The organism is Nocardioides sp. HB32 (genome assembly GCF_054058995.1).
In genome coordinates, this window is the sequence record NZ_JBSSBS010000001.1 from 2,973,974 (window position 1) to 2,994,921 (window position 20,948).

The window sequence follows — 20,948 nt, forward strand, 5'->3', positions numbered from 1 at the left end:
CCGCCGTCGCGCGACGCCGCCTCGGGCTACGCCCCCCGGAACGCCAACCAGGTCAGCAGCGTCGTCGCGAGCGAGATCTCGACCGCCGCGCCCATCACGTCTCCGGTGATACCGCCGAGACGCCGCACTGCGTGCCGCACCAGCACCAGGACGGCGAGTCCGCCGGTGACCGAAAGCAGGAGTCCGCCCACTGCTGCCACGGGGACCGGCACGGTGCCCGCGAAGCCGGCGCCGAGGCCGTCCGGACGCGCGGCCGGCACCCGCGTGCAGCACACGATCCACAGCGCGCACCGGGACAGGCAGACCAGCGCGCCCGCCACGAGCAGGTCGTCGGCGAGCGCCCCGAGGGCGGTCGCCTGCACGCCGGCGGCCACGATCGTCGCGAGCACGCCGGACGGCCCGCTGGTGCCGGTCCGCATGACGGCGAGCGACCGGTCCGGGTCGTACGATGCCGACAGGCCGTCCACGGTGTCGGAGAGGCCGTCCCAGTGCAGCGCACGGGTGCCAGCGGCCAGCGCGCCGACGGCGAGGAAGCCGGTCGCGAGGCGCGGCAGCTCGAGCGCCTGACCGGCGGCCAGGACGGCCACGACGAGGAGTCCGAGCGGGACCACCGCCAGCGGCGCGAGCAGCATCGCGCGCCGCGACGTGCGTGCGTCGACGTGCCGCGGTGGCTTCACCGGCAGCGCCGTGAGCGTGCCGACCGCCAGCCGCCAGGCGTCAGCCACTGAGCTCCTCGAGCAGCGCGACGTCGCGCAGCAGGGCGACGGCGCTCCGCAGCACCGGCACTGCGGCGACCGCGCCGCTGCCCTCGCCGAGCCGCATGCCCAGGTCCAGGACGGGCTCGAGGCCGAGCTTGCCGAGTGCGAGCGACTGCGCGGGCTCCGTGGAGCGGTGCCCTGCGGCGAACCACGCGGCGGCGCCGGGCTCGATCCGGTCGGCGGTCAGCGCGCACGCGACGGCCATCAGCCCGTCGAGCAGCACGGGCACGCCGAGGCGCGCGGCCTCCAGCAGGAACCCGGTGCTGGCCGCGAGGTCCGCGCTGCCCAACGCCGCGAGCGCCGCGACGGGATCCTCGGCGCGCCCGCCTGCCCGGTCGAGGGCCTGCTGCACCACCGCCTGCTTGTGCGCCAGGGTCGGGTCGTCCACGCCGGTGCCGCGGCCGGTGACCTCGACGGCCGGCAGTCCCAGCCCGGCCGCGACCAGGGCCGCCGCGGGCGTGGTGTTGCCGATGCCCATGTCGCCGCTCAGCAGCAGTTGGGCGCCGGCGTGGACCTCCTCACGGGCGACCGTCGCGCCGGCGGCCAGCGACGTCCGGGTCTCCGCTGCCGTGAGGGCGTCCTCGAGGTGGATCGCGCCCGAGGAGCGCCGCACCTTGTGGAGGCGGACGTCGTCGGGCACGCCGCCGAGCTCGTCGTCGACGCCGAGGTCGAGGACCCGGACGTGCACGTCGTGCGCCCGGGCCAGCGCGTTCACCGCGGCCCGGCCGGCCACGAACGAGCGGACCATGGCGGCCGTGATCGCGGGCGGGTACGCCGAGACACCGTGTCGCGCCACGCCGTGGTCGCCCGCGAAGATCACCAGGCGGACGTTCGTCAGCTCGCGCGGCGGGACCTCTCCCTGCGCCGCGGCCAGCCAGACGGCGAGGTCACCGAGCCTGCCGAGTGCACCCGGCGGCGTCGCGAGGGCCGACAGGCGCGCTGCGGCCAGGGCCGCGACCTCGGCAGACGGGGGACGCATGGCCGTCAGGCTAACGAGGCGAGCACCTCCTCGACCCAGCGGTCCACGTCGCGCCGGCTGCCCAGGCGCACGATCGGCAGCTCGGGTCGCTGCGCCGCCACGGCCGGCACCCGGGTGTCGTACGCGTTCCGGCTGCGGACCGCCCACCGCACGACGTGCTCGCGGTCGGTGAAGAAGGTGTGCAGCGGGCCCTCCCGGTTGCCGTTCCAGAGCTCCTCCAGGCGCAGCCGTCGGCCGACGGTACGGCGGACCAGCCGGCTCAGCGTCAGCGGGAACGGTAGGTCCAGCCAGACCAGGAGGTCGGCGCCGGCGGTGAGCAGGGGACGAGCACGGTCGTACTGCCACTCCGTCACCCAGCGGCCGGCCGCCAGGAACGCCTCGACGTCGGCCTCGAACGTCGGCCGGGGGACCCATCCCGGTCCGTGGAACAGCGAGTCCATCTCGACGTACGGCAGGTCCAGGACCTCAGCGACGCGCCGCGCGAGCGTGCTCTTGCCCGAGCCGCTCACGCCGGCGACGGCAACCCGCTCGGGTCGGGAGGGGAGCGGGTCGGACGCGCTGAGCACCGCGGCATCGTACGGTGCAGCCGTGGAGCCGTCCGAGATCGTGCCGGGTGACCGGCCGGGCACGTTCGTGCTGCGGATGGCCGGGATGAACCAGTCGCACGTCGACCTCCGCCACCCGCTGCGGCTCGAGTTCGAGTACGTGCGCCGGATCGGGGACGTGATCGACGCGGCCGCGCCCCCCGGCGCGCCGCTCCGGGTCCTGCACGTCGGCGGCGCCGCGCTGACGCTGCCGCGGTACGTCGCGGCCGCCCGGCCACGCTCCGCCCAGGTCGTCCTGGAGCCGGCCGCCGACGTCACCGAGATGGTCCGGGCCCAGCTGCCGCTGCCGCCGCGCAGCGGCATCAAGGTGCGTCCGCTCGACGGCAGGCGCGGCGTCGCCGAGCTGCGGGACGGGTACGCCGAGCTGGTCGTCCTCGACGCGTTCGCGGATGCCCGGGTGCCCGGCGACCTGGTCACGGCCGAGTTCTTCCGTGACGTCAGCCGGGTCCTCGAGCCGACCGGCCTGTTCGCGCTGAACCTGACCGACCGGGCGCCGTTCGGCTGGGCCAGGCGGGTGGTCGCCGGGCTGCGCACCGTCTTCCCCGAGCTGATGCTGACCGCCGAGCCTGCGACGATGCGGGCCCGCCGGCTGGGCAACCTGGTCGTGGTCGCCTCGCGCGGGCCCGTGCCGGTCGCCGAGCTGCGGCGGCGGTCGGCCACCGCTGCCGCGCCGTACCGCGTCCTCGATGCCGCCCAGGTCCGGGACGGGTTCGGAGGTGGCACGCCGTTCACGACCGGCGACACCGAACCGTCCCCGCCGCCCGCCGATCGGTGACACGCTGGTCGCGTGCGCCGGATCGTGGGCCTGCTGCTGGTGGGCGTGCTCGCGACCGCCTGCAGCGCGTCCGCTGGGCCGCGGCCGGCGACGGACACGGCGTACCGCACCGCACCGGCCTGCCCCGACGGCCGCCGGCGGATCCCCGGCCTGACCGTCGACGGCCTGAACCGCGTGGTCGCCTCGGCGGACCTGCCCGCATGGCAGGCGGCCGACATCGGCGCGAGCGCGCAGCTTCGCGACCAGCGGGTGGTGTGGGTGTTCGGCGACACGGTCCGCTCGGCCTGCATCTCCCCGCGCCTGGTTGCGAACTCGATGCTGGTCTCGTCGGGCACCTGTATCGCGCAGGTCCGGGCGCCCGCCGACGGCCCGGTGGTGCCGGACGCCGCTCCGGGCGTGGTCCGCTGGCCGATGTCGATCGTCGCCATCCGACCCATCGAGAGCCGGGCGGAGCCGGGCGTCGACGAGGTCCTGGTGGTGTTCTGCGCGCGCACCCGCCGGGGGACGGGCGAGGGCCTGGACTACACCTTCCTCGGGACCGACGCCGCCGTCTTCACCGTGGCGACCGACGGCACCCCGCAGCTGTCGGAGATCATGCGGATCTCGCCGGACGACGACTCGCTCGACCAGGTCAACTGGGGCGCGGCGGCCGCGGTCCACGGCCGGTGGTTCTACATGTTCGGCACCCGCCGGACCGGTCACGACTTCGGGCGTGAGCTGTACGTCGGGCGCGCTCCGATCTCCGACCCGACCGACCGCAGCCGGTGGGAGTTCTGGCACGGCGGCCGGTGGGGCTCCGACATGAGCCGGGCGGCCGCCGTGCTCCCCGCCCCGGGCGGGGTGTCGCAGACGCTGTCCGTGGACCGGATCGACGGACAGTGGGTCGCGGTCTCCAAGCGGGACGGCGACCTGGGTGACTTCGTGTACGTCTGGACGGCGCCGACGCCGTACGGACCCTGGACGCCGCGCAAGGGGGTGGCCGCACCGGCCGGCTTCGACACCGGACACCTCACGTAGGCACCCCTCGCGCACCCTGAGGTGCCGCTCGCGGACGGGAAGCTCCTCGTCTCGATCTCGCGGAACACCACCGACCCGCAGCGGCTGTTCGACGACCCCGAGGTGGGCCGGCCGGTGTTCGCCGAGGTCGAGCGGCCGTAGGGACAGGTCTTCGCGACTCAGGCGGAGTACGTCGTGGCGCGCGGTTCGCGCATCCAGAGCACCCCGTCGCCGGCGACCGGTCCTTCGGCGGCGAGGGTCCGCTTGAGCACCTTGTTCGTGGCCGTGCGGGGGAGCGTGTCGACCACGCGGACGTATCTCGGCCAGGCCTTCTCGGACAGGTCCGGCTGAGCGGCGAGGAAGGCCTCGAAGCCGGCCGGCTCGAGAGGCGCGGTGACCACCACGGCGGCCATCACCTGGTCGCCGACCGACTCGTCCGGGACGGCGTACACGGCCGCCTCGGAGACGGCGGGGTGGCGCAGCAGGATGCGCTCGATCGGAGCGGCGGCGAGGTTCTCGCCGTCGACGCGGAGCCAGTCGGCGGTGCGACCGGCGAAGTAGACGAAGCCGTCGGCGTCCCGGTACGCCAGGTCTCCCGACCAGTACATGCCGCCGCGCATCCGCTCGGCCTCGGCGTCCGGGTCCTGGTAGTAGCCCGCGAACGCCCCGGTTCCGAGCGTGTTCACGAGCTCACCGGTCGCCTCGTCCGCATTGACCAGCTCACCTTTCGGCCCGAACGCCGCGTCCGCCGTCTCCGCCATCGTCTCCGGGTCCAGCACCTTGACGCCCTCGACCGGGCGCCCGAGCGATCCGGGCGGCATCTCCGGGACCCGCTGCACGATGACGGCGTTCTCGGTGGAGGAGTAGGAGTCGACGACGACGCAGCCGAACCGGCGCGCGAAGCCCGAGATGTCGCGGTCGTTCGCCTCGTTGCCGAAGACCAGCCGCAGCGGGTTGTCAGCGTCGTCGGCCCGCTCGGGCGTGGCCATCACGTAGGTGAGCGGCTTGCCGACGTAGTTCGCGTAGGTCGCGCCGTACCGCCGCACGTCGGGGAGGAAGCCCGACGCCGAGAACCGCCGCGCCAGCGCCACCGTCGCGCCTGCTGCCAGGGCGGGACCCCAGCCGGCCATGATCGCGTTCGAGTGGAACATCGGCATCGACAGGTACGCCGTGTCCGCGGGGGACAGCCCGAACCGCTCGGCGAGGAACTGGCCCGGGTAGGCGACCTTCGCCTGCGTGACGTTGACGGCCTTGGGGTCGCCGGACGTGCCCGAGGTGAAGATCAGCATCGTCAGGTCGTCGGGCCCGACCTCGACCGCCGGCACCGGTGCGTCTGCGTGCTCCTCCAGCAGCGCCGCCCAGTCCGGGCACTCCACCGGCAGCACCGGGACGTCCACCTCCGACAGCAGGTCGGCGTACGTCGCGTCGGTGACGACGACCTGCACGTCCGCCCGCGCGACGTCCGCAGCGAGCGCCGTGCCACGACGGGTCGGGTTCAGCCCGACGACCACCTGGCCACCCAGCGCCGCGCCGCCGAGGAGGAACGCGAACTCGGGGACGTTCTCCAGCAGCACGCCGACGTGGGGCGGCTCGCCGTCCGGCAGCATCGTCGCGAGCACGGCCGACCGCACGCACGACTCGCGCACGACCTCGTCCCACGTCCACGACACGTCCTCGAACAGCAGCCCGGGGGAGTCGTCACCCGACCTCGCGAGCAGCTGCTCGCGGACGGTCGGCATGGTCATGCCGGCTCGGCCGCCAGCGCCCGTCCTATCGTCAGCGCCTGCTCGGTGGCGCCGCCGCCCTGGAACTCGAACCGCTTGGCGCTGGTGAAGTACCGGTGTGCCTCGCCGTCCAGGTCGATGCCGACGCCACCGTGCACGTGCACGGTCGTGTGCGCGAGCCGGTGGCCGGCGTCCGCCGCCCACAGCTTGGCGATCGCGACCTCGGTGTCGGCGGGCAGGCCCTCCTGCATCCGCCAGGCCGCCTGCCAGAGCGTGAGCCGTTGGCCGAGCACGTCGATGTAGCCGTCCGCGAGCCGTTGCGAGACGGCCTGGAAAGTGCCGATCGGCCGGCCGAACTGCTCGCGCGTCTTCGCGTACGTCGAGGTCAGCCGCAGCGCACCCTCGGTGATGCCGAGCTGCTCGGCCGCGCCGGTCAGCACCACGAGCTGGCGCAGGCGGTGGTCGGCGATGCCGTCCGCGTCGCCCACGAGGCGGTCGGCGCCGAGCACGGCCCCGTCCAGGTCGAGGCGGGCGACGGCGTCGCGGTCGGAGAACGTCTGGGCGACCACGGTCACGCCGGGGTCGCCGGGCTCGACGAGGAACACGCCGACGCCGGACGGCGTCTCGGCGGGGACCAGGAAGAGGTCGGCGTACGGCCCGGCGGGTACGACGGCCTTGCTCCCGGTGAGCCGGTGGCCGTCGCCGTGGGGCGTCGCCACGGTGGTGGGCCGGCTCGGCGCCCAGGCGCGCTCCTCGGCGATGGCGGCCGTCAGCACGGCGGCACCCGACGCGGCGCGGGGTAGCCACGCGGACTTCTGCTCGTCCGAGCCGAGCTCCGCGAGCAGCCGGGAGGCGGCACCGTGCGCGGCCAGCGGCACCGGGGCGACCGTGCGGCCGACCTCGACGAGCACGCGGCACAGCTCGACGATGCCGAGCCCCGCCCCGTCGTGCTCCTCCGGCAGCGCGAGGCCGAGCAGGCCCGCCCCACCGAGCGAGGCCCACAGGTCGCGGTCGAACCGGTCGCCGGCCGCCTCGACCTCCTTCAGCCGCTCGTTGGTGGCGCGGTCCTCGAGGATCCCGGCCGCGAGCTCCGCGGCCTCGTCCTGCTCCTGGGTGAACCGGAAGTCCATGCCGTTCAGCTCCCTGTCTTTGAATTCAACGCCGTGCAGCGGGGAGGCCGAGGCCGACGTACCCGATGATGTCGCGCTGGATCTCGTTGGTGCCGCCGCCGAAGGTCATCACCAGCGCGGAGCGGTAGAAGCGCTCGAGCCGGCCCTGCAGGACCGCGCCCTCGGAGTCGCCGGTGACGCCGGCGTTCGGGCCGACCACCTCCATCAGCGTGCGGTAGACCTCGGTCGCCAGCTCCGAGCCGTAGATCTTGGTCGCGGACGCCTCGGCGGGTGAGAGGTCCACGCCGGCGTCGGCATCGGCAGCGAGCTTCCAGTTGATCAGGCGGAGCGCCTCGGCGCGCGCATGGGCACGGCCGAGCGCGATCTGCACCCACTCGGTGTCGATGACGCGCTGCCCGTCGGGGTTCTTCGTCTCCTGCGCCCAGCGCCGGACCATCTCGATGGAGTAGGTCAGCGGGGCGGCGGAGGTGAGCGCGACCCGCTCGTGGTTGAGCTGGTTCGTCATCAGCGACCAGCCGCCGTTCAGCTCGCCCACCAGGTTCGACGCCGGCACCCGGACGTCCTCGTAGTACGTCGCGCTGGTGCTCACGCCTGCCACCGTGTGCACCGGCGTGTAGGAGAACCCGCGGGAGTCGGCCGGCACCAGGATCATCGAGAGGCCCTTGTGGCGCGGCAGGTCGGGATCGGTGCGGCAGGCGAGCCAGAGCCAGTCGGCGTACTGGATGAGCGACGTCCACATCTTCTGGCCGTTGATCACCCACTCGTCGCCCTCGCGCACCGCGCGGGTCCTCAGGGAGGCGAGGTCGGTGCCGGAGCCCGGCTCGGAGTAGCCGATCGAGAAGTGCAGCTCGCCCTGGAGGATCCGCGGGAGGAAGTACTCCTTCTGCTCGTCGGTGCCGTAGCGCATGATCGTCGGCCCGACGGTGTTGAGCGTCAGGTACGGGATCGGTACGCCGGCGACCGCCGCCGCGTCGGTGAAGATCAGCTGGTCGGTCATCGACCGCGCCTGCCCGCCGCACTCCTTCGGCCACCCGATGCCGAGCCAGCCGTCCGCGCCGAGCCGGCGGATCACGTCCTTGTAGACGCCGGCCTCGCCGAACTCGCCGGTCGCCGAGGCGAGGCCGGCCTTCACCTCGGGCGTGACGAGCGCGGCGAAGTACTCGCGCAGCTCCTCGCGGAGCCTCTCCTGCTCGGGCGTGAGGGCGATGTGCATCGGGGACTCCCGGTGGGAAGGTGAGGGGTGGCGCTGGTATCCGCCGCTGGAAAACTATAACCTGTTCTCGTTTTGGTCCACAGGTCTGGAGGCACGGCATGAGTGAGACCACCCACGGGAAGGCGCGGAGCCTCGACCAGGGCACTCCGCCGGAGCGGTTCGCGCGCGGCTGGCACTGTCTCGGCCTCGCCGACTCCTTCCGGGACGGCAAGCCGCACGGCATCGAGGCCTTCGGCGGCAAGGTCGTGGTCTGGGAGGACTCGAAGGGCGAGATCAACGTCCTGGACGGCTACTGCCGGCACATGGGCGGCGACCTCACCCAGGGCGAGGTGAAGGGCGACGAGATCGCCTGCCCGTTCCACGACTGGCGCTGGGGCGGGGACGGCAAGTGCAAGCAGATCCCCTACGCCCGCCGCGTCCCGCTGCGCGCCCGGACCCAGCGGTACCCGGTGCAGATCCGCAACGGCCAGGTGCTGATCTGGCACGACGTCGAGGGGTCCGAGCCGGACCTGGACATCCTGCCGCCGGTGCTGCCCGGGGTGGCGGACGGCGAGTACACCGACTGGTCGTGGGAGGTCGTGCCGATCACCGACTCACACTGCCGCGAGCTGATCGACAACGTCGTGGACATGGCGCACTTCTACTACGTGCACTTCTCGTTCCCGACCAGCTTCCGCAACGTCTTCGAGGGCACGGAGGCGACCCAGTACATGGAGTCGAAGGGGCGCCCGGACAAGTCCGGCGGGTACGGCAGCGCCGAGCTGTTCCTCAAGTCCGAGGCGACGTACTACGGACCGGCGTACATGATCAACTGGCTCGACGTCGACTACAAGGGCTTCGAGACCGAGGTCATCCTCATCAACTGCCACATCCCGACCGGGCCCGACTCCTTCACGCTGCAGTACGGCATCACCGTGAAGAAGCCGGAGGGCATCGACGACGACACCGCGCAGTACATCGCGAAGAAGTACGCGCAGATGTTCGGCGAGGGCTTCCTCCAGGACGTGCACATCTGGAAGAACAAGGTGCCCGTCCAGAACCCGCTGCTCTGCGAGGAGGACGGCCCCGTCTACCAGCTGCGCCGCTGGTACGAGCAGTTCTACGTGGACAAGGCCGACGTCGTCCCGGAGATGGTGGACCGGTTCGAGTTCGAGGTGGACACCACGAGGGCCAACGAGTTCTGGCAGGAGGAGGTCGCCGAGAACCTCCGCAGGAAGGCCGACGAGGACGGCGAGTCGCACTCGTCCGGCGACTCGACGGAGACTCCCCAGATGATGTCGGGGACCTGATGGCCTCCTTCGTCCCGACGAGCGCCGACACGCTCGAGGACCAGCGTCTCTACACGTCCGCACGGCTGGTCGAGGTCGCCTGCCTCGACTGCCTGGCTCGGGTGGGCGTGAAGAAGAACAGCGACCACCACACCTCGATCCAGTGGACGACGGAGTCCCGCAGGCAGTGCCCGGAGCTCGCGCGCCGCAGGGGCGGACGCGACGCCCACCCCGGCTGCCCGCGCCTGGCCGCCAGCATCGAGGCCGCCGTACGCGAGGGGCAGGTCGCCATCGGAGCCGAGGACGGTTACTAGTCACATGTCCGACGAGTCCTTCGAGCTGAAGGTCGTGGACGTGGTCGAGGAGACCGCGGACGCGCACTCCATCTCCTTCGAGGTCCCCGCCGGCGCCGAGGAGCAGTTCGCCTACAGGCCGGGGCAGTTCCTGACCCTGGCCGTGCCGAGCGACCGGACGGGCGTGGCAGCCCGCTGCTACTCACTCTCCAGCAGCCCCGTCGGCGGCGGCCCGCTGACGATCACCGTCAAGCGGACCGCGGACGGCTACGCGTCGAACTGGATCTGCGACCACGTCCGCGACGGCGACTCGGTGCGGGTGCTGCCGCCCAGCGGCATCTTCACGCCGGCCTCGCTGTCGGCCGACCTGCTGCTGTTCGCCGGCGGCAGCGGCATCACCCCCGTCATCTCGATCACCCGCACGGCGCTCCAGCAGGGCACCGGGAGGATCGTGCTCTTCTACGCCAACCGCGACGAGAGGTCGGTGATCTTCGCCGAGGAGCTGACCCGCCTCGCGGCCGAGAACCCGGACCGGCTGGTGGTCGTGCACTGGCTCGAGTCGGTGCAGGGACTGCCCAGCCAGGAGCAGCTGAAGGCCTTCGCGAGCAGCTTCACGTCGTACGACGCCTTCGTCTGCGGCCCGGCGCCGTTCATGAAGATGACGATCGCCGCGCTCAAGGAGCTGGAGTTCCCGCGCGAGCGGCGGCACCAGGAGAAGTTCGTGTCCCTCGGCGGGAACCCGTTCGGCGACCTGCACGACCAGGAGGTCGCCGAGCACGAGATCGAGGACGCCGAGCGCGACGAGGACGATGCCGCCCTGGACGCCGCCGCGAACGAGGGCCGGCCGCAGGGGCCGGTGCGCCTCGAGGTGGAGCTCGACGGCCAGGACTACGTCTTCGACGACTGGGCGCCCGGCACGAAGCTGCTCGACCACCTCGAGTCGAAGGGCGTCAAGGCGCCGTACTCCTGCCGTGAGGGGGAGTGCTCGGCGTGCGCCATCCGGCTCCTCGAGGGTGAGGTCAAGATGCTGCACAACGACGTGCTGGACGACGACGACCTCGCCGAGGGCATCCGCCTCGGGTGCCAGTCCGTCCCGGTGACCGACACCGTCAAGGTGACCTATCACTGAGAGCGCGTTCCAAACGCGAGGTCCAGACCAGCGGACGTGATCGTGCTCACGCGCGTAACGGTGAGGACCCGAGGGAAGTTTGATGCTCAACCATGCATCGATACAGCCCCGACCAGCGGCCGTGATCGCCGTTCCTTCCTGATCGCCGGACCGGGCGCCGGGGTCCGGATGAGGGATGAGGGATGAGCCATGTTTCTCGGAATGTGCTTGATCATCGTGGCCCTGGTGGGGTGGAGCATCGCCGCGACCATGACGAAGCCTGCGAGCCAGGCTGCCCGGCAGCGTGACCTCGACCGCCGGTTCCGCCAGGTCTACCGTCACCCCGAGCGCGTCACCTTCCTCGACGTGGAGAACCTGATGCTCTCGGAGTCCCTCCCGGAGACGACCGTCATCCGGGTCCTGGACCGGGCCACGGCCCACCGGATCGGTGCCCGGACCATGTGGCGCTGGGCCGGCGTCCACGGCACCTCACGGCTGGTGATGGTCATCGACGCGGGCGTCGCGGAGGACTCCCTGCTGGACCACCTCGACGCCGGTACCGCGCCCGACTGGGCGGCGCTCACAGTCTTCGCCACGCTCGCCAACGACCGCCTGCCGAACGGGATCCCGGTCGAGGAGCTCATCGACCTGGATGTCGTGCCCGACCACGGCGACCTGACCTTCCTCGAGGACCTGGCCGACTGGTCGACGGTCACGGCCGACCCGCTGGAGCTGCGCCAGTTCGACAACCTGCCCCCGATCGCCGGCCCCGGCCTCGCGCCGTTCCGTCCGATCGCCGCCTGGGACGACGACCACGGGGACCCCGGCAGCCCCGGTGGCCCCAGCGGCCCAGGCCCAGCCCCCGCCGGTCCGGACTGGCCGGCGGTCGCGTGACCTCTACCCGGGGGTCGGTCTGACCTCGGCCTGACGGGGCTCGTGTCCTCGTCGATTGGTCACGAACCGCAGGTGGGAGCGCTCCATTTCTGCGGTTGGTGACCAATCCGCACGTCCGACGCGACCGGCCGGTGCGGCCGGCGACCCGTCAGCGGGCGGTGCGGTGGCGCACTCACCCGTCGGCCACTGACCTCGTCGATTGGTCACGAACCGCAGGTGGGAGCGCTCCCTCTCTGCGGTTGGTGACCAATCCGCGTGCCTACCAGCCCCGCGCCCGCCAGTCGGGGAGCGCCGGCCGCTCGGCGCCGAGCGTCGAGTCGCCGCCGTGGCCGGGGTAGAACCAGGTGTCGTCGGGGAGCCGCTGGAAGACCTTGGTCTCGACCTCGTCGATGAGCTGCACGAACGCCGCCTCGTCACCGAAGGTGTTGCCGACGCCGCCGGGGAACAGCGAGTCGCCGGTGAACAGGTGCGGGTGACCGGCCGGGTCGTCGTACAGCAGCGCGATCGAGCCGGGGGTGTGGCCGGCGATGGCGATCACCGAGAGCGAGCACGATCCGACGGCGACGGTGTCGCCCTGGGCGACCGCCCGCTCGACGGGTACCCCGGTCTGCTCGGTGATCGCCGGTGCGTCGGGCACGCCGGCGACGACGGTCGCACCGGTCGCGGCGACCACCTCGGCCAGCGCCCGGTGGTGGTCCCAGTGCTGGTGCGTCGTGATCACGGTGGTCAGGCCCGCGTCGCCGATCAGCGGCAGCAGGACGGACGCGGCGTCGGCGGCGTCGATCAGGACCTGGTCACCGGTGTCACGACAGGTCAGCAGGTAGCAGTTGTTCGACATCTTCTCGTCGACCGCGACCTTGGTGATCCTCAGGTGCTCGAGCTCCCGGACGTCGGGAGCGCCCCCGACCGAGACGTCGCCGGTGTAGGAACCCATGATCACCACGCTCCGATCTGCGGCAAGGCGCCGCCTTCGCTCGTCACACCGTCACCGGACCCGCGCCCGGTCAGCCACCAGGCGAGGTCGACGGCCCGGCCGGACACGACCGGTCCGCCGTCGCCGTGCGCCCACTCGCGGTCCAGGTCCGTGGCCCGGGCCGTGAACGGCTGGGCCGCGGCGTCCCTCGCGAGCATCCCGTCGAGCACGTGCACCGCGAAGGCCGGCGACCAGGAGGAGCGGTCGTAGCCGGCGGCGAGGTCGGCGTGGTGGATCTCGACTTCGCGCAGCCGCATCCACGGGACGTCGCCCACCGTGAAGGTCCGGCCGCCCGGCACCCGGTCGATGACGGCGTCCGCCTGGTCCTCCGGTACGGCGGCGATCGCGTCGGCCAGGTCGGTGCACGCGGCGAGCAGGCGGGTGCGGACCACGGACGGCTCGTGGCCGGCCAGGTCCTCGATGTCGCCGTCGCGCGCCTCCTGCGAGGCGTACATCGGCACGCGGCGGCCCTCGACGACGCCTGTGAGCGCGCCGGCCAGGCCCTCGGCGTTCAGCGCCAGGTGGGCGAGCACGTGCGCGCGGGTCCAGCCGGGCAGCCCGCTCGGCTCGGCGAACTGGTCCTCGGTCAGCGCGTCCGCCGAGCGGATCAGTCGCCGGGTGGCTTCGGACAGGTCCAGGGGGTCGGCCATGGCCCCATCCTGCCGGAAAGCGGGGCAGGAACCGGATGTCGGTGCCCCGCCCTAGGGTGGGGAACACGGGCCCGTGCGGATGTGTTGTGCATTGTTCGCGCCCGTTAGGATGGCGAACACCTGTTCGAAGCGAGGGGAATCAGTCAGTGGCGGACCAGCTCATCATCCGGGGAGCCCGGGAGCACAACCTGAAGGACGTCTCGCTCGACCTGCCACGCGACTCGCTCATCGTCTTCACCGGTCTGTCCGGCTCGGGCAAGTCCTCGCTGGCGTTCGACACGATCTTCGCCGAGGGCCAGCGGCGGTACGTCGAGTCGCTCTCGGCCTACGCCCGGCAGTTCCTCGGCCAGATGGACAAGCCCGACGTCGACTTCATCGAGGGTCTCTCACCGGCGGTGTCGATCGACCAGAAGTCGACGTCGAAGAACCCGCGCTCGACGGTCGGCACCATCACCGAGGTCTACGACTACCTGCGTCTGCTGTACGCGCGGGCCGGTCGCGCCCACTGCCCGACCTGCGGCGCGCCGATCGAGCGGCAGACCCCGCAGCAGATCGTCGACCGGGTCCTCGCGATGGAGGAGGGGCTGCGGTTCCAGGTGCTCGCGCCGGTGATCCGGGGCCGGAAGGGCGAGTACGTCGAGCTCTTCAAGCAGCTCCAGACGCAGGGCTTCTCGCGCGCCCGGGTGAACGGCGAGACGTACTCCCTCGACGAGCCGCCGAAGCTGGACAAGCAGAAGAAGCACACCATCGAGGTGGTCGTCGACCGGCTCGCGGTCAAGGAGTCCTCGAAGCGCCGGCTGACCGACTCGGTCGAGACCGCGCTCCAGCTCGCGGGCGGCCTCGTGCTCTTCGACTTCGTCGACCTCGACCCCAAGGACCCGGGCCGTGAGGTGAAGTTCAGCGAGAAGATGGCGTGTCCGAACGACCACCCGATCGACACCGACGAGCTCGAGCCGCGGTCGTTCTCGTTCAACTCGCCCTTCGGCGCCTGCCCCACGTGCCACGGACTCGGCACCCGCCTCGAGGTCGACCCCGAGCTGGTCGTCCCGAACCCGCAGGCGACGCTCGGCGAGGGTGCCATCCAGCCGTGGAGCCAGGCGCACGTCGCCGACTACTTCCTGCGGCTGATGGGCGCGCTCGGCGACGAGCTCGGCTTCGACCTGAACACCCCGTGGGAGGACCTGCCGGCGAAGGGCCGGCAGGCGATCCTGAACGGTCACCCGACGAAGGTGCACGTCGTCACGCGCAACCGGTACGGCCGCCAGCGCGCCTACTACGCCGAGTTCGAGGGCGTCGGCTCCTACATCGAGCGGCGCCACCACGAGGCCGAGTCCGACGTAAGCCGGGAGCGGTTCGAGGGCTTCATGCGCGAGGTGCCGTGCCCGGTCTGCGGCGGCAGCCGCCTCAAGCCGGTCTCCATGTCGGTGACGCTCGGCGCCTCCCTCCAGGACGGCGGCAAGAACATCGCCGAAGTCTGCGCGATGCCGATCAACGAGACCGCGGACTATCTCCGCAACCTCGACCTGTCGGCCCGCGAGCGGCAGATCGGCGAGCGGGTGCTCAAGGAGATCCAGGAACGGCTGAACTTCCTCCTCGACGTCGGCCTCGACTACCTCTCCCTGGACCGGCCGTCGGGCTCGCTCTCCGGTGGTGAGGCCCAGCGGATCCGGCTGGCCACCCAGATCGGAGCCGGACTGGTCGGCGTCCTCTACGTGCTCGACGAGCCGTCCATCGGTCTCCACCAGCGCGACAACCACCGGCTGATCGAGACCCTGGTCCGGCTCAAGGAGCTCGGCAACACGCTGATCGTCGTCGAGCACGACGAGGACACCATCCGGGTGGCCGACTGGGTCGTCGACATCGGTCCCGGCGCCGGCGAGCACGGCGGCCAGGTCGTGCACAGCGGCAACGTCGCCGACCTCCTGACGCACCCCGACTCGATGACCGGGCAGTACCTCTCCGGACGCCGGGAGATCCCGGTGCCGGAGGTACGCCGTCCCCGCACCAAGGGCCGCGAGCTCACCGTGCACGGCGCCCGCGAGCACAACCTCCGCGACGTCGACGTGAGCTTCCCGCTCGGGCTCTTCGTCGCGGTCACCGGCGTCTCGGGGTCGGGCAAGTCCACGCTGGTCAACGACATCCTGTACACGTCGCTGGCCAAGCAGATCTACAACGCCCGCGCGGTGCCCGGCCGGCACCAGAAGATCACCGGCCTCGAGCACGTCGACAAGGTGATCCACGTCGACCAGTCGCCGATCGGCCGCACCCCGCGGTCCAACCCGGCGACGTACACCGGCGTGTTCGACCACATCCGCAAGCTGTTCGCGTCGACGCCCGAGGCGAAGATGCGCGGCTACCTGCAGGGTCGGTTCTCGTTCAACGTCAAGGGCGGCCGCTGCGAGGCGTGCGCCGGCGACGGCACGATCAAGATCGAGATGAACTTCCTCCCGGACGTCTACGTCCCCTGCGAGGTCTGCCACGGTGCGCGCTACAACCGCGAGACGCTCGAGGTCCACTACAAGGGCAAGACCATCGCCGAGGTCCTCGACATGCCGATCGAGGAGGCCGCGGAGTTCTTCGCCGCGGTGCCCGCGATCGCGCGGCACATGAAGACCCTCGTCGAGGTCGGCCTCGGCTACGTCCGGCTCGGACAGCCCGCGACCACCCTCTCCGGAGGCGAGGCACAGCGGGTGAAGCTCTCCTCGGAGCTGCAGAAGCGCTCGACCGGGCGCACCGTCTACGTGCTCGACGAGCCGACCACGGGCCTGCACTTCGAGGACATCCGCAAGCTGTTGCTGGTGCTCGGCCGGCTGGTCGACCAGGGCAACACGGTCCTCGTCATCGAGCACAACCTCGACGTCATCAAGACGGCCGACTGGCTGGTCGACATGGGTCCGGAGGGCGGTTCGCGCGGCGGCATGGTCGTCGCCGAGGGCACGCCCGAGGCGGTCGCGGCCAACGCCGACAGCTACACGGGCCAGTTCCTGGCGCCGCTGCTCGAGGGCCGGGCCGCGGCGCAGCCGAAGGGACGGCGCTCCCCGAGCGCGGCACCGGCGCCGGTGAAGAAGGCGGCAGCCAGGAAGACGCCGGCGAAGAAGGCAGCGACGAAGAAGGCAGTGGCGAAGAAGGTGGCGGCGAAGAAGGTGGCGGCCAGGACGAGGGCCAGCTGACTCTCAGCAGACTCTCACGACCCGCACCGGTGGTTCCCAGGACCCGCTGGGTACGGTGAAGATTCAACGACCGCCATCCTGAGGGGACCGACACTGTGGGGATCACCCGCCGCACCACACTGGCCGGAGCGGCCGCCACCGGGGTCGGGGTCCCGTTGCTGGCCGCATGCGGAAAGGGCGGCTCGAACGCCTCGGCCGGGCCGACCGCGGCGGCCGGTGAGAAGCTCGGGCCGGCGTCCGACGTCCCGGTCGGCGGCGGCACCATCTACGCCGACCAGCGGATCGTGGTGACCCAGCCGAGCCAGGGGACCTTCGAGGGCTTCTCGGCCGTCTGCACCCACCAGGGCTGCTTGGTGTCGACCGTCTCGGACGGCACGATCAACTGCACCTGTCACGGCAGCAAGTTCTCGATCCAGGACGGTTCGGTCGAGCACGGTCCGGCGACCTCACCGCTGTCGCGGGTCGAGGTCAAGGACGACGGCGGCCAGATCACCACGGCCTGAGGGGCGCCGTCGGTGCCCGCCCGTAGGGTTGGGGGGTGCCTCCCGTTCCACCGTCTCGCCCCACTCGAGGCCCGCAGTCCTACCGGCCCGAGCCCGGGTCGATCCCGACCCAGCCGGGGGTCTACCGGTTCCGGGACCCCAAGGGCCGCGTGATCTACGTCGGCAAGGCGAAGAACCTGCGCGCCCGGCTGTCGTCGTACTTCCAGGACATCGGCAACCTGCACGCCCGCACCGCGACGATGGTCACCACGGCAGCGAGCGTGGAGTGGACGGTCGTCAAGACCGAGGTCGAGGCGCTCCAGCTGGAGTACTCCTGGATCAAGGAGTTCGACCCCCGTTTCAACGTCAAGTACCGCGACGACAAGTCCTACCCGTGGCTGGCGGTCACCGTGGGCGAGGAGTTCCCGCGGGTGATGGTGGGCCGCGGCGCGAAGCGGAAGGGCACCCGCTACTTCGGCCCGTACAGCCACGCCTGGGCGATCCGCGAGACCGTCGACCTGCTGCTGCGGGTGTTCCCGATGCGCTCGTGCAGCAACGGGGTGTTCAAGCGGTCCTCCCAGATCGGCCGGCCCTGCCTGCTGGGCTACATCGACAAGTGCTCGGCGCCCTGTGTCGGCAACGTGACCGCCGAGGAGCACCGGGCGATCGTCGACGACTTCTGTGACTTCATGGCGGGTCAGACCACGGCGTTCGTGCGCCGCATCGAGAAGGAGATGTACGCCGCGAGCGACGCCCTCGACTTCGAGAAGGCCGCACGGCTGCGTGACGACCTGGGCGCGCTCCACAAGGCGCTGGAGAAGCAGGCCGTCGTGCTGGGCGACGGCACCGACGCCGACGTCATCGCGCTCGCCGAGGACCCGCTCGAGGTCGCGGTGCAGATCTTCTACGTGCGCGGCGGCCGGATCCGCGGCCAGCGCGGCTGGGTCGCCGACCGCGTCGACGAGGGCGACACCGCGAAGCTGGTCGACGACTTCCTGCTTCAGCTGTACGCCGGCGCCGGCCCCGACGAGATCCCGCGCGAGATCCTGGTGCCGGCGCTCCCGCCCGACCACGCGACGTACGAACAGCTGCTCAGCGACCTGCGCGGGTCGAAGGTCGCGATCCGGATCCCGCAGCGCGGCGACAAGAAGGCGCTCCAGGAGACGGTGGCGCAGAACGCCGGACAGGCGCTCGCCCTGCACAAGACCCGGCGAGCCAGCGACCTGACCACCCGCAACCGCGCGCTCGAGGAGATCCAGGAGGCACTCGGCCTGGACGAGGTCCCGCTGCGGATCGAGTGCTACGACGTCTCGAACCTCCAGGGCACCGAGGTCGTCGCGTCGATGGTGGTCTTCGAGGACGGTCTGCCGCGCAAGGGGGAGTACCGCCGGTTCGTGATCCGCGGCGTCGACGGGCAGAACGACGTCGCCTCGATGGACGAGGTGATCACCCGCCGGTTCAGGCGGCTCCTGGACGAGCAGGCGACCTCGACGGAGAAGATCACCGAGAACGGCCCGATGCTGGTCGATCCCGAGACCGGCCGTCCGCGGAAGTTCGCCTACGCGCCGGGCCTGGTGGTCGTCGACGGCGGCCCGCCGCAGGTGGCGGCCGCGCAGCGTGCGCTGGAGGAGCTCGGCGTCGTCGACATCCCGGTCTGCGGCCTGGCCAAGCGTCTCGAGGAGGTCTGGCTCCCGGGCCAGGAGGACCCGGTGATCCTGCCGCGATCCAGCGAGGGGCTCTACCTGCTCCAGCGGGTGCGTGACGAGGCGCACCGGTTCGCGATCACCCACCACCGGTCCCGGCGGTCGAAGTCGATGGTCGAGAGCGTCCTCGACGACGTACCCGGCCTGGGCGAGGTACGCCGCAAGACGCTGCTCAAGCACTTCGGCTCGCTGAAGAAGCTGCGCGAGGCCTCGGCCGACGACATCGCCGTGGTCCCGGGGATCGGTCCCCGCACCGCCGGTGCGATCAAGGATGCGGTCGCCCACGCCAGCGGCAAGACTGGCGTCAGCGTGAACACGGCCACCGGCGAGATCGAGGAGTCCTGATGTCGGAAGCGGACCACCCCCAGCCCCGCCACGGCGAGCTGGTCGTCGTCACCGGCATGACCGGCGCCGGTCGCAGCACGGCCGCGAAGGAGCTCGAGGACCTGGGCTACTACGTCGTCGACAACATGCCGCCGAGCCTGCTCCGCGAGGTGGTCCGGCTCGTCGACGAGAGTCGTGGCACCGAGCAGCCGATCGCGGTCGTGGTCGACGTGCGGTCGGGCTCGTTCTTCCAGTCCCTGCAGGCGAACCTCGCGCAGGGCGCCACCGGCCGGCACGCCACCCTGGTCTTCCTCGAGGCCGGTGACGACGTGCTGGTGCGCCGGCAGGAGGCCGCGCGCCGCCCACACCCCCTCCAGGGCGCGGGCCGGCTGCTCGACGGCCTGCAGCGCGAGCGCAACGTGCTCGCCGACCTGCGCAGCGACGCGGACCTCGTCATCGACACCACCAGCCTCAACGTCCACCAGCTCACCGAGCGGATCGCGGAGGCGTTCGGCAGCCCGGACGCGACGCGGCTCAAGGTCACGGTGATCAGCTTCGGCTTCAAGTACGGCATCCCCGTCGACTCGGACTTCGTGGCCGACATGCGGTTCCTGCCCAACCCGCACTGGCTCCCGGAGCTCCGGGCCGGCACCGGCAAGGACAAGGCGGTCTCCGACTACGTGCTGACCCAACCGGGTGCCGCGGAGTTCCTCGACGCCTACGTCCCCGTCCTCGAGGGCGTCGCCGGGGGCTACCTCCGCGAGGGCAAGCGGTTCATGACCGTCGCCATCGGGTGCACCGGCGGCAAGCACCGCAGCGTCGCGATGACCGAGGAGATCACCCGCCGCCTGAACGCCTCGGGCTACGAGACGCGGGCCAGCCACCGCGATCTCGGGCGCGAGTGATGGCCCACGACCGTGCGCAGGCGGTCGTCGCGTTCGGAGGCGGCCACGGCCTGTCCGCGACCCTGCACGCGCTCCGCATGCTCGTCGACGACCTGGTGGTCGACGACCTCACTGCGGTCGTGACCGTCGCCGACAACGGCGGCTCGTCGGGCCGGCTGCGCGCGGAGTTCGGGGTGCTGCCGCCGGGCGATCTGCGGATGGCGCTGGCCGCGCTGTGCGGCGACCACCAGTGGGGCGACACCTGGGCCCGGGTCCTGCAGCACCGGTTCGCGGGCCAGGGGGAGATGCGCGGTCACGTGATCGGCAACCTGCTGATCGTGGGCCTCTGGGAGCAGCTGGGCGACCCGGTCGCCGCCCTGGACTGGGTGGGCAAGCTGCTCGGTACCTCCGGGCGGGTGCTGCCGATGGCACTCACCCCGCTCGACATCACCGCCGAGGTGCGGGGGCTCGACGCGACGGAGCCGGACCTGCTGACCGTCGTGCGGGGACAGGTCCAGGTGGCCACCACGGACGGCGTGATCGCGTCGATCGCCCTGGATCCGCCGGACCCGACACCGTGCCCGGAGGCGATCGCCGCCGTGGACGCCGCGGACTGGGTGGTCCTGGGCCCGGGCTCCTGGTTCACGTCGGTGATCCCGCACCTGATGGTGCCGGCGCTGTGCGAGGCGATCGTCGGCAGCGACGCGCGGGTGGTCCTCACGCTGAACCTCGACGAGCAGGCGGGCGAGACGCCGGGCTTCGACGCCGCGGACCACCTCGCCGTCCTCGCCGAGCACGCACCCGAGCTGGCCGTCCACACCGTGCTGGCTGATGCCCGGCACGCCGGCGACGGGTTGGCCGAGCTCGAGCACGTGGTGCGCGCGACCGGCGCCCAGCTCGTCGTCGCCGACCTCGCGCGCGACGACGGGACTGCCCGGCACGACCCCGCGAAGCTGGCCGCGGCGTACTCCTCCATCATGGGCGGTCGCTGACCCCTGATCCACGGGCGGAGGGTCGTT

At 71.9% G+C, this 20,948-nt stretch carries 19 protein-coding genes; 11 read left to right on the plus strand and 8 right to left on the minus strand.

Translation table 11 applies throughout. The features are described 5' to 3' along the window. Positions 1 to 26: 26 nt before the first annotated feature. The 3 genes from ACVW2K_RS15020 to ACVW2K_RS15030 are packed head-to-tail and all read right to left on the minus strand — an operon-like array spanning position 27 to position 2,303. Positions 27 to 725, minus strand: coding sequence for an adenosylcobinamide-GDP ribazoletransferase (locus tag ACVW2K_RS15020; RefSeq protein WP_457203069.1), 699 nt, complete (start codon positions 723 to 725; stop codon positions 27 to 29). Further along, positions 718 to 1,737 carry a nicotinate-nucleotide--dimethylbenzimidazole phosphoribosyltransferase gene (gene cobT / locus ACVW2K_RS15025; protein WP_457203070.1) on the minus strand — a complete coding sequence of 340 codons (1,020 nt, stop codon included), beginning with the start codon at positions 1,735 to 1,737 and terminating at the stop codon, positions 718 to 720. Before cobT ends, ACVW2K_RS15020 begins: the two co-directional genes overlap by 8 nt. A gap of 5 nt (positions 1,738 to 1,742) precedes the next feature. After that, complete coding sequence (locus ACVW2K_RS15030; RefSeq protein ID WP_457203071.1) at positions 1,743 to 2,303, minus strand: AAA family ATPase; 561 nt, start codon at positions 2,301 to 2,303, stop codon at positions 1,743 to 1,745. Positions 2,304 to 2,325: 22 nt separating this feature from the next. On the opposite strand from ACVW2K_RS15030, the gene ACVW2K_RS15035 reads away from it, so the two are divergent. Next, positions 2,326 to 3,117, plus strand: a complete 792-nt coding sequence (locus ACVW2K_RS15035; RefSeq protein ID WP_457203072.1) for a spermidine synthase — start codon at positions 2,326 to 2,328, stop codon at positions 3,115 to 3,117. A 12-nt stretch (positions 3,118 to 3,129) separates the two neighbouring features. Beyond that, the gene (locus tag ACVW2K_RS15040; protein ID WP_457203073.1) at positions 3,130 to 4,134 is read left to right on the plus strand and encodes a DUF4185 domain-containing protein; all 1,005 of its coding nucleotides are present in this window, start codon (positions 3,130 to 3,132) and stop codon (positions 4,132 to 4,134) included. Positions 4,135 to 4,292: 158 nt separating this feature from the next. Here the strand turns inward: ACVW2K_RS15040 and ACVW2K_RS15045 are convergent, their stop codons facing one another. From ACVW2K_RS15045 to ACVW2K_RS15055, 3 genes are read right to left on the minus strand one after another with little or no spacing between them, the layout of a single operon-like run. Beyond that, positions 4,293 to 5,858 carry a long-chain-fatty-acid--CoA ligase gene (locus ACVW2K_RS15045; RefSeq protein WP_457203074.1) on the minus strand — a complete coding sequence of 522 codons (1,566 nt, stop codon included), beginning with the start codon at positions 5,856 to 5,858 and terminating at the stop codon, positions 4,293 to 4,295. Continuing rightward, entirely contained in the window at positions 5,855 to 6,967 is a 1,113-nt protein-coding gene (locus ACVW2K_RS15050) for an acyl-CoA dehydrogenase family protein (RefSeq protein ID WP_457203075.1), read from the minus strand. The genes ACVW2K_RS15045 and ACVW2K_RS15050 overlap by 4 nt, the downstream gene beginning before the upstream one ends. A gap of 25 nt (positions 6,968 to 6,992) precedes the next feature. Beyond that, complete coding sequence (locus tag ACVW2K_RS15055) at positions 6,993 to 8,180, minus strand: acyl-CoA dehydrogenase family protein (protein WP_457203076.1); 1,188 nt, start codon at positions 8,178 to 8,180, stop codon at positions 6,993 to 6,995. Positions 8,181 to 8,278: 98 nt separating this feature from the next. Here ACVW2K_RS15055 and ACVW2K_RS15060 point away from each other — a divergent pair, with 98 nt between their 5' ends. The 4 genes from ACVW2K_RS15060 to ACVW2K_RS15075 all read left to right on the plus strand — a co-directional run bounded on the left by ACVW2K_RS15060 (position 8,279) and on the right by ACVW2K_RS15075 (position 11,743). Next, positions 8,279 to 9,469 (plus strand): Rieske 2Fe-2S domain-containing protein, encoded by a 1,191-nt coding sequence (locus ACVW2K_RS15060; RefSeq protein WP_457203077.1) that lies wholly within the window; start codon positions 8,279 to 8,281, stop codon positions 9,467 to 9,469. After that, a complete protein-coding gene (locus ACVW2K_RS15065; RefSeq protein ID WP_457203078.1) occupies positions 9,469 to 9,762 on the plus strand; it encodes a hypothetical protein in 294 nt (97 codons plus the stop codon). The genes ACVW2K_RS15060 and ACVW2K_RS15065 overlap by 1 nt, the downstream gene beginning before the upstream one ends. Positions 9,763 to 9,766: 4 nt before the next feature. Then, the gene (locus ACVW2K_RS15070) at positions 9,767 to 10,870 is read left to right on the plus strand and encodes a ferredoxin--NADP reductase (RefSeq protein ID WP_028638406.1); all 1,104 of its coding nucleotides are present in this window, start codon (positions 9,767 to 9,769) and stop codon (positions 10,868 to 10,870) included. A gap of 189 nt (positions 10,871 to 11,059) precedes the next feature. Then, a complete protein-coding gene (locus ACVW2K_RS15075) occupies positions 11,060 to 11,743 on the plus strand; it encodes a hypothetical protein (protein ID WP_457203079.1) in 684 nt (227 codons plus the stop codon). Positions 11,744 to 12,002: 259 nt separating this feature from the next. On the opposite strand, the gene ACVW2K_RS15080 is transcribed toward ACVW2K_RS15075, so the two are convergent. Together ACVW2K_RS15080 and ACVW2K_RS15085 are read right to left on the minus strand one after the other, a co-directional pair. Then, on the minus strand, positions 12,003 to 12,677 hold the full coding sequence (locus ACVW2K_RS15080; RefSeq protein ID WP_457203080.1) for an MBL fold metallo-hydrolase: 675 nt from the start codon (positions 12,675 to 12,677) through the stop codon (positions 12,003 to 12,005). Positions 12,678 to 12,679: 2 nt separating this feature from the next. Then, the gene (locus ACVW2K_RS15085) at positions 12,680 to 13,366 is read right to left on the minus strand and encodes a maleylpyruvate isomerase family mycothiol-dependent enzyme (RefSeq protein ID WP_457203081.1); all 687 of its coding nucleotides are present in this window, start codon (positions 13,364 to 13,366) and stop codon (positions 12,680 to 12,682) included. A gap of 146 nt (positions 13,367 to 13,512) precedes the next feature. Here ACVW2K_RS15085 and uvrA point away from each other — a divergent pair, with 146 nt between their 5' ends. From uvrA to ACVW2K_RS15110, 5 genes are all read left to right on the plus strand, one after another. Beyond that, positions 13,513 to 16,536: an excinuclease ABC subunit UvrA gene (uvrA, locus tag ACVW2K_RS15090; RefSeq protein ID WP_028638402.1), complete on the plus strand. Its 3,024-nt coding sequence runs from the start codon at positions 13,513 to 13,515 to the stop codon at positions 16,534 to 16,536. A gap of 95 nt (positions 16,537 to 16,631) precedes the next feature. Further along, positions 16,632 to 17,039 carry a Rieske (2Fe-2S) protein gene (locus ACVW2K_RS15095; protein WP_028638401.1) on the plus strand — a complete coding sequence of 136 codons (408 nt, stop codon included), beginning with the start codon at positions 16,632 to 16,634 and terminating at the stop codon, positions 17,037 to 17,039. Positions 17,040 to 17,074: 35 nt separating this feature from the next. Further along, a complete protein-coding gene (uvrC, locus tag ACVW2K_RS15100; RefSeq protein ID WP_028638400.1) occupies positions 17,075 to 19,066 on the plus strand; it encodes an excinuclease ABC subunit UvrC in 1,992 nt (663 codons plus the stop codon). Continuing rightward, positions 19,066 to 19,950: an RNase adapter RapZ gene (gene rapZ / locus ACVW2K_RS15105; RefSeq protein WP_028638399.1), complete on the plus strand. Its 885-nt coding sequence runs from the start codon at positions 19,066 to 19,068 to the stop codon at positions 19,948 to 19,950. The genes uvrC and rapZ overlap by 1 nt, the downstream gene beginning before the upstream one ends. Beyond that, the gene (locus ACVW2K_RS15110) at positions 19,950 to 20,921 is read left to right on the plus strand and encodes a gluconeogenesis factor YvcK family protein (protein WP_457203082.1); all 972 of its coding nucleotides are present in this window, start codon (positions 19,950 to 19,952) and stop codon (positions 20,919 to 20,921) included. Before rapZ ends, ACVW2K_RS15110 begins: the two co-directional genes overlap by 1 nt. Positions 20,922 to 20,948 lie beyond the last annotated feature (27 nt).

Coding starts and splice junctions, on each gene's coding strand:
- cobT (WP_457203070.1), bottom strand. CDS start 1,737: ATGCGTCCCCCGTCTGCCGAGGTCGCGGCCCTGGCCGCAGCGCGCCTG.
- ACVW2K_RS15045 (WP_457203074.1), bottom strand. CDS start 5,858: ATGACCATGCCGACCGTCCGCGAGCAGCTGCTCGCGAGGTCGGGTGAC.
- ACVW2K_RS15050 (WP_457203075.1), bottom strand. CDS start 6,967: ATGGACTTCCGGTTCACCCAGGAGCAGGACGAGGCCGCGGAGCTCGCG.
- ACVW2K_RS15055 (WP_457203076.1), bottom strand. CDS start 8,180: ATGCACATCGCCCTCACGCCCGAGCAGGAGAGGCTCCGCGAGGAGCTG.
- ACVW2K_RS15060 (WP_457203077.1), top strand. CDS start 8,279: ATGAGTGAGACCACCCACGGGAAGGCGCGGAGCCTCGACCAGGGCACT.
- ACVW2K_RS15065 (WP_457203078.1), top strand. CDS start 9,469: ATGGCCTCCTTCGTCCCGACGAGCGCCGACACGCTCGAGGACCAGCGT.
- ACVW2K_RS15070 (WP_028638406.1), top strand. CDS start 9,767: ATGTCCGACGAGTCCTTCGAGCTGAAGGTCGTGGACGTGGTCGAGGAG.
- ACVW2K_RS15075 (WP_457203079.1), top strand. CDS start 11,060: ATGTTTCTCGGAATGTGCTTGATCATCGTGGCCCTGGTGGGGTGGAGC.
- ACVW2K_RS15080 (WP_457203080.1), bottom strand. CDS start 12,677: ATGGGTTCCTACACCGGCGACGTCTCGGTCGGGGGCGCTCCCGACGTC.
- ACVW2K_RS15085 (WP_457203081.1), bottom strand. CDS start 13,366: ATGGCCGACCCCCTGGACCTGTCCGAAGCCACCCGGCGACTGATCCGC.
- rapZ (WP_028638399.1), top strand. CDS start 19,066: ATGTCGGAAGCGGACCACCCCCAGCCCCGCCACGGCGAGCTGGTCGTC.
- ACVW2K_RS15110 (WP_457203082.1), top strand. CDS start 19,950: ATGGCCCACGACCGTGCGCAGGCGGTCGTCGCGTTCGGAGGCGGCCAC.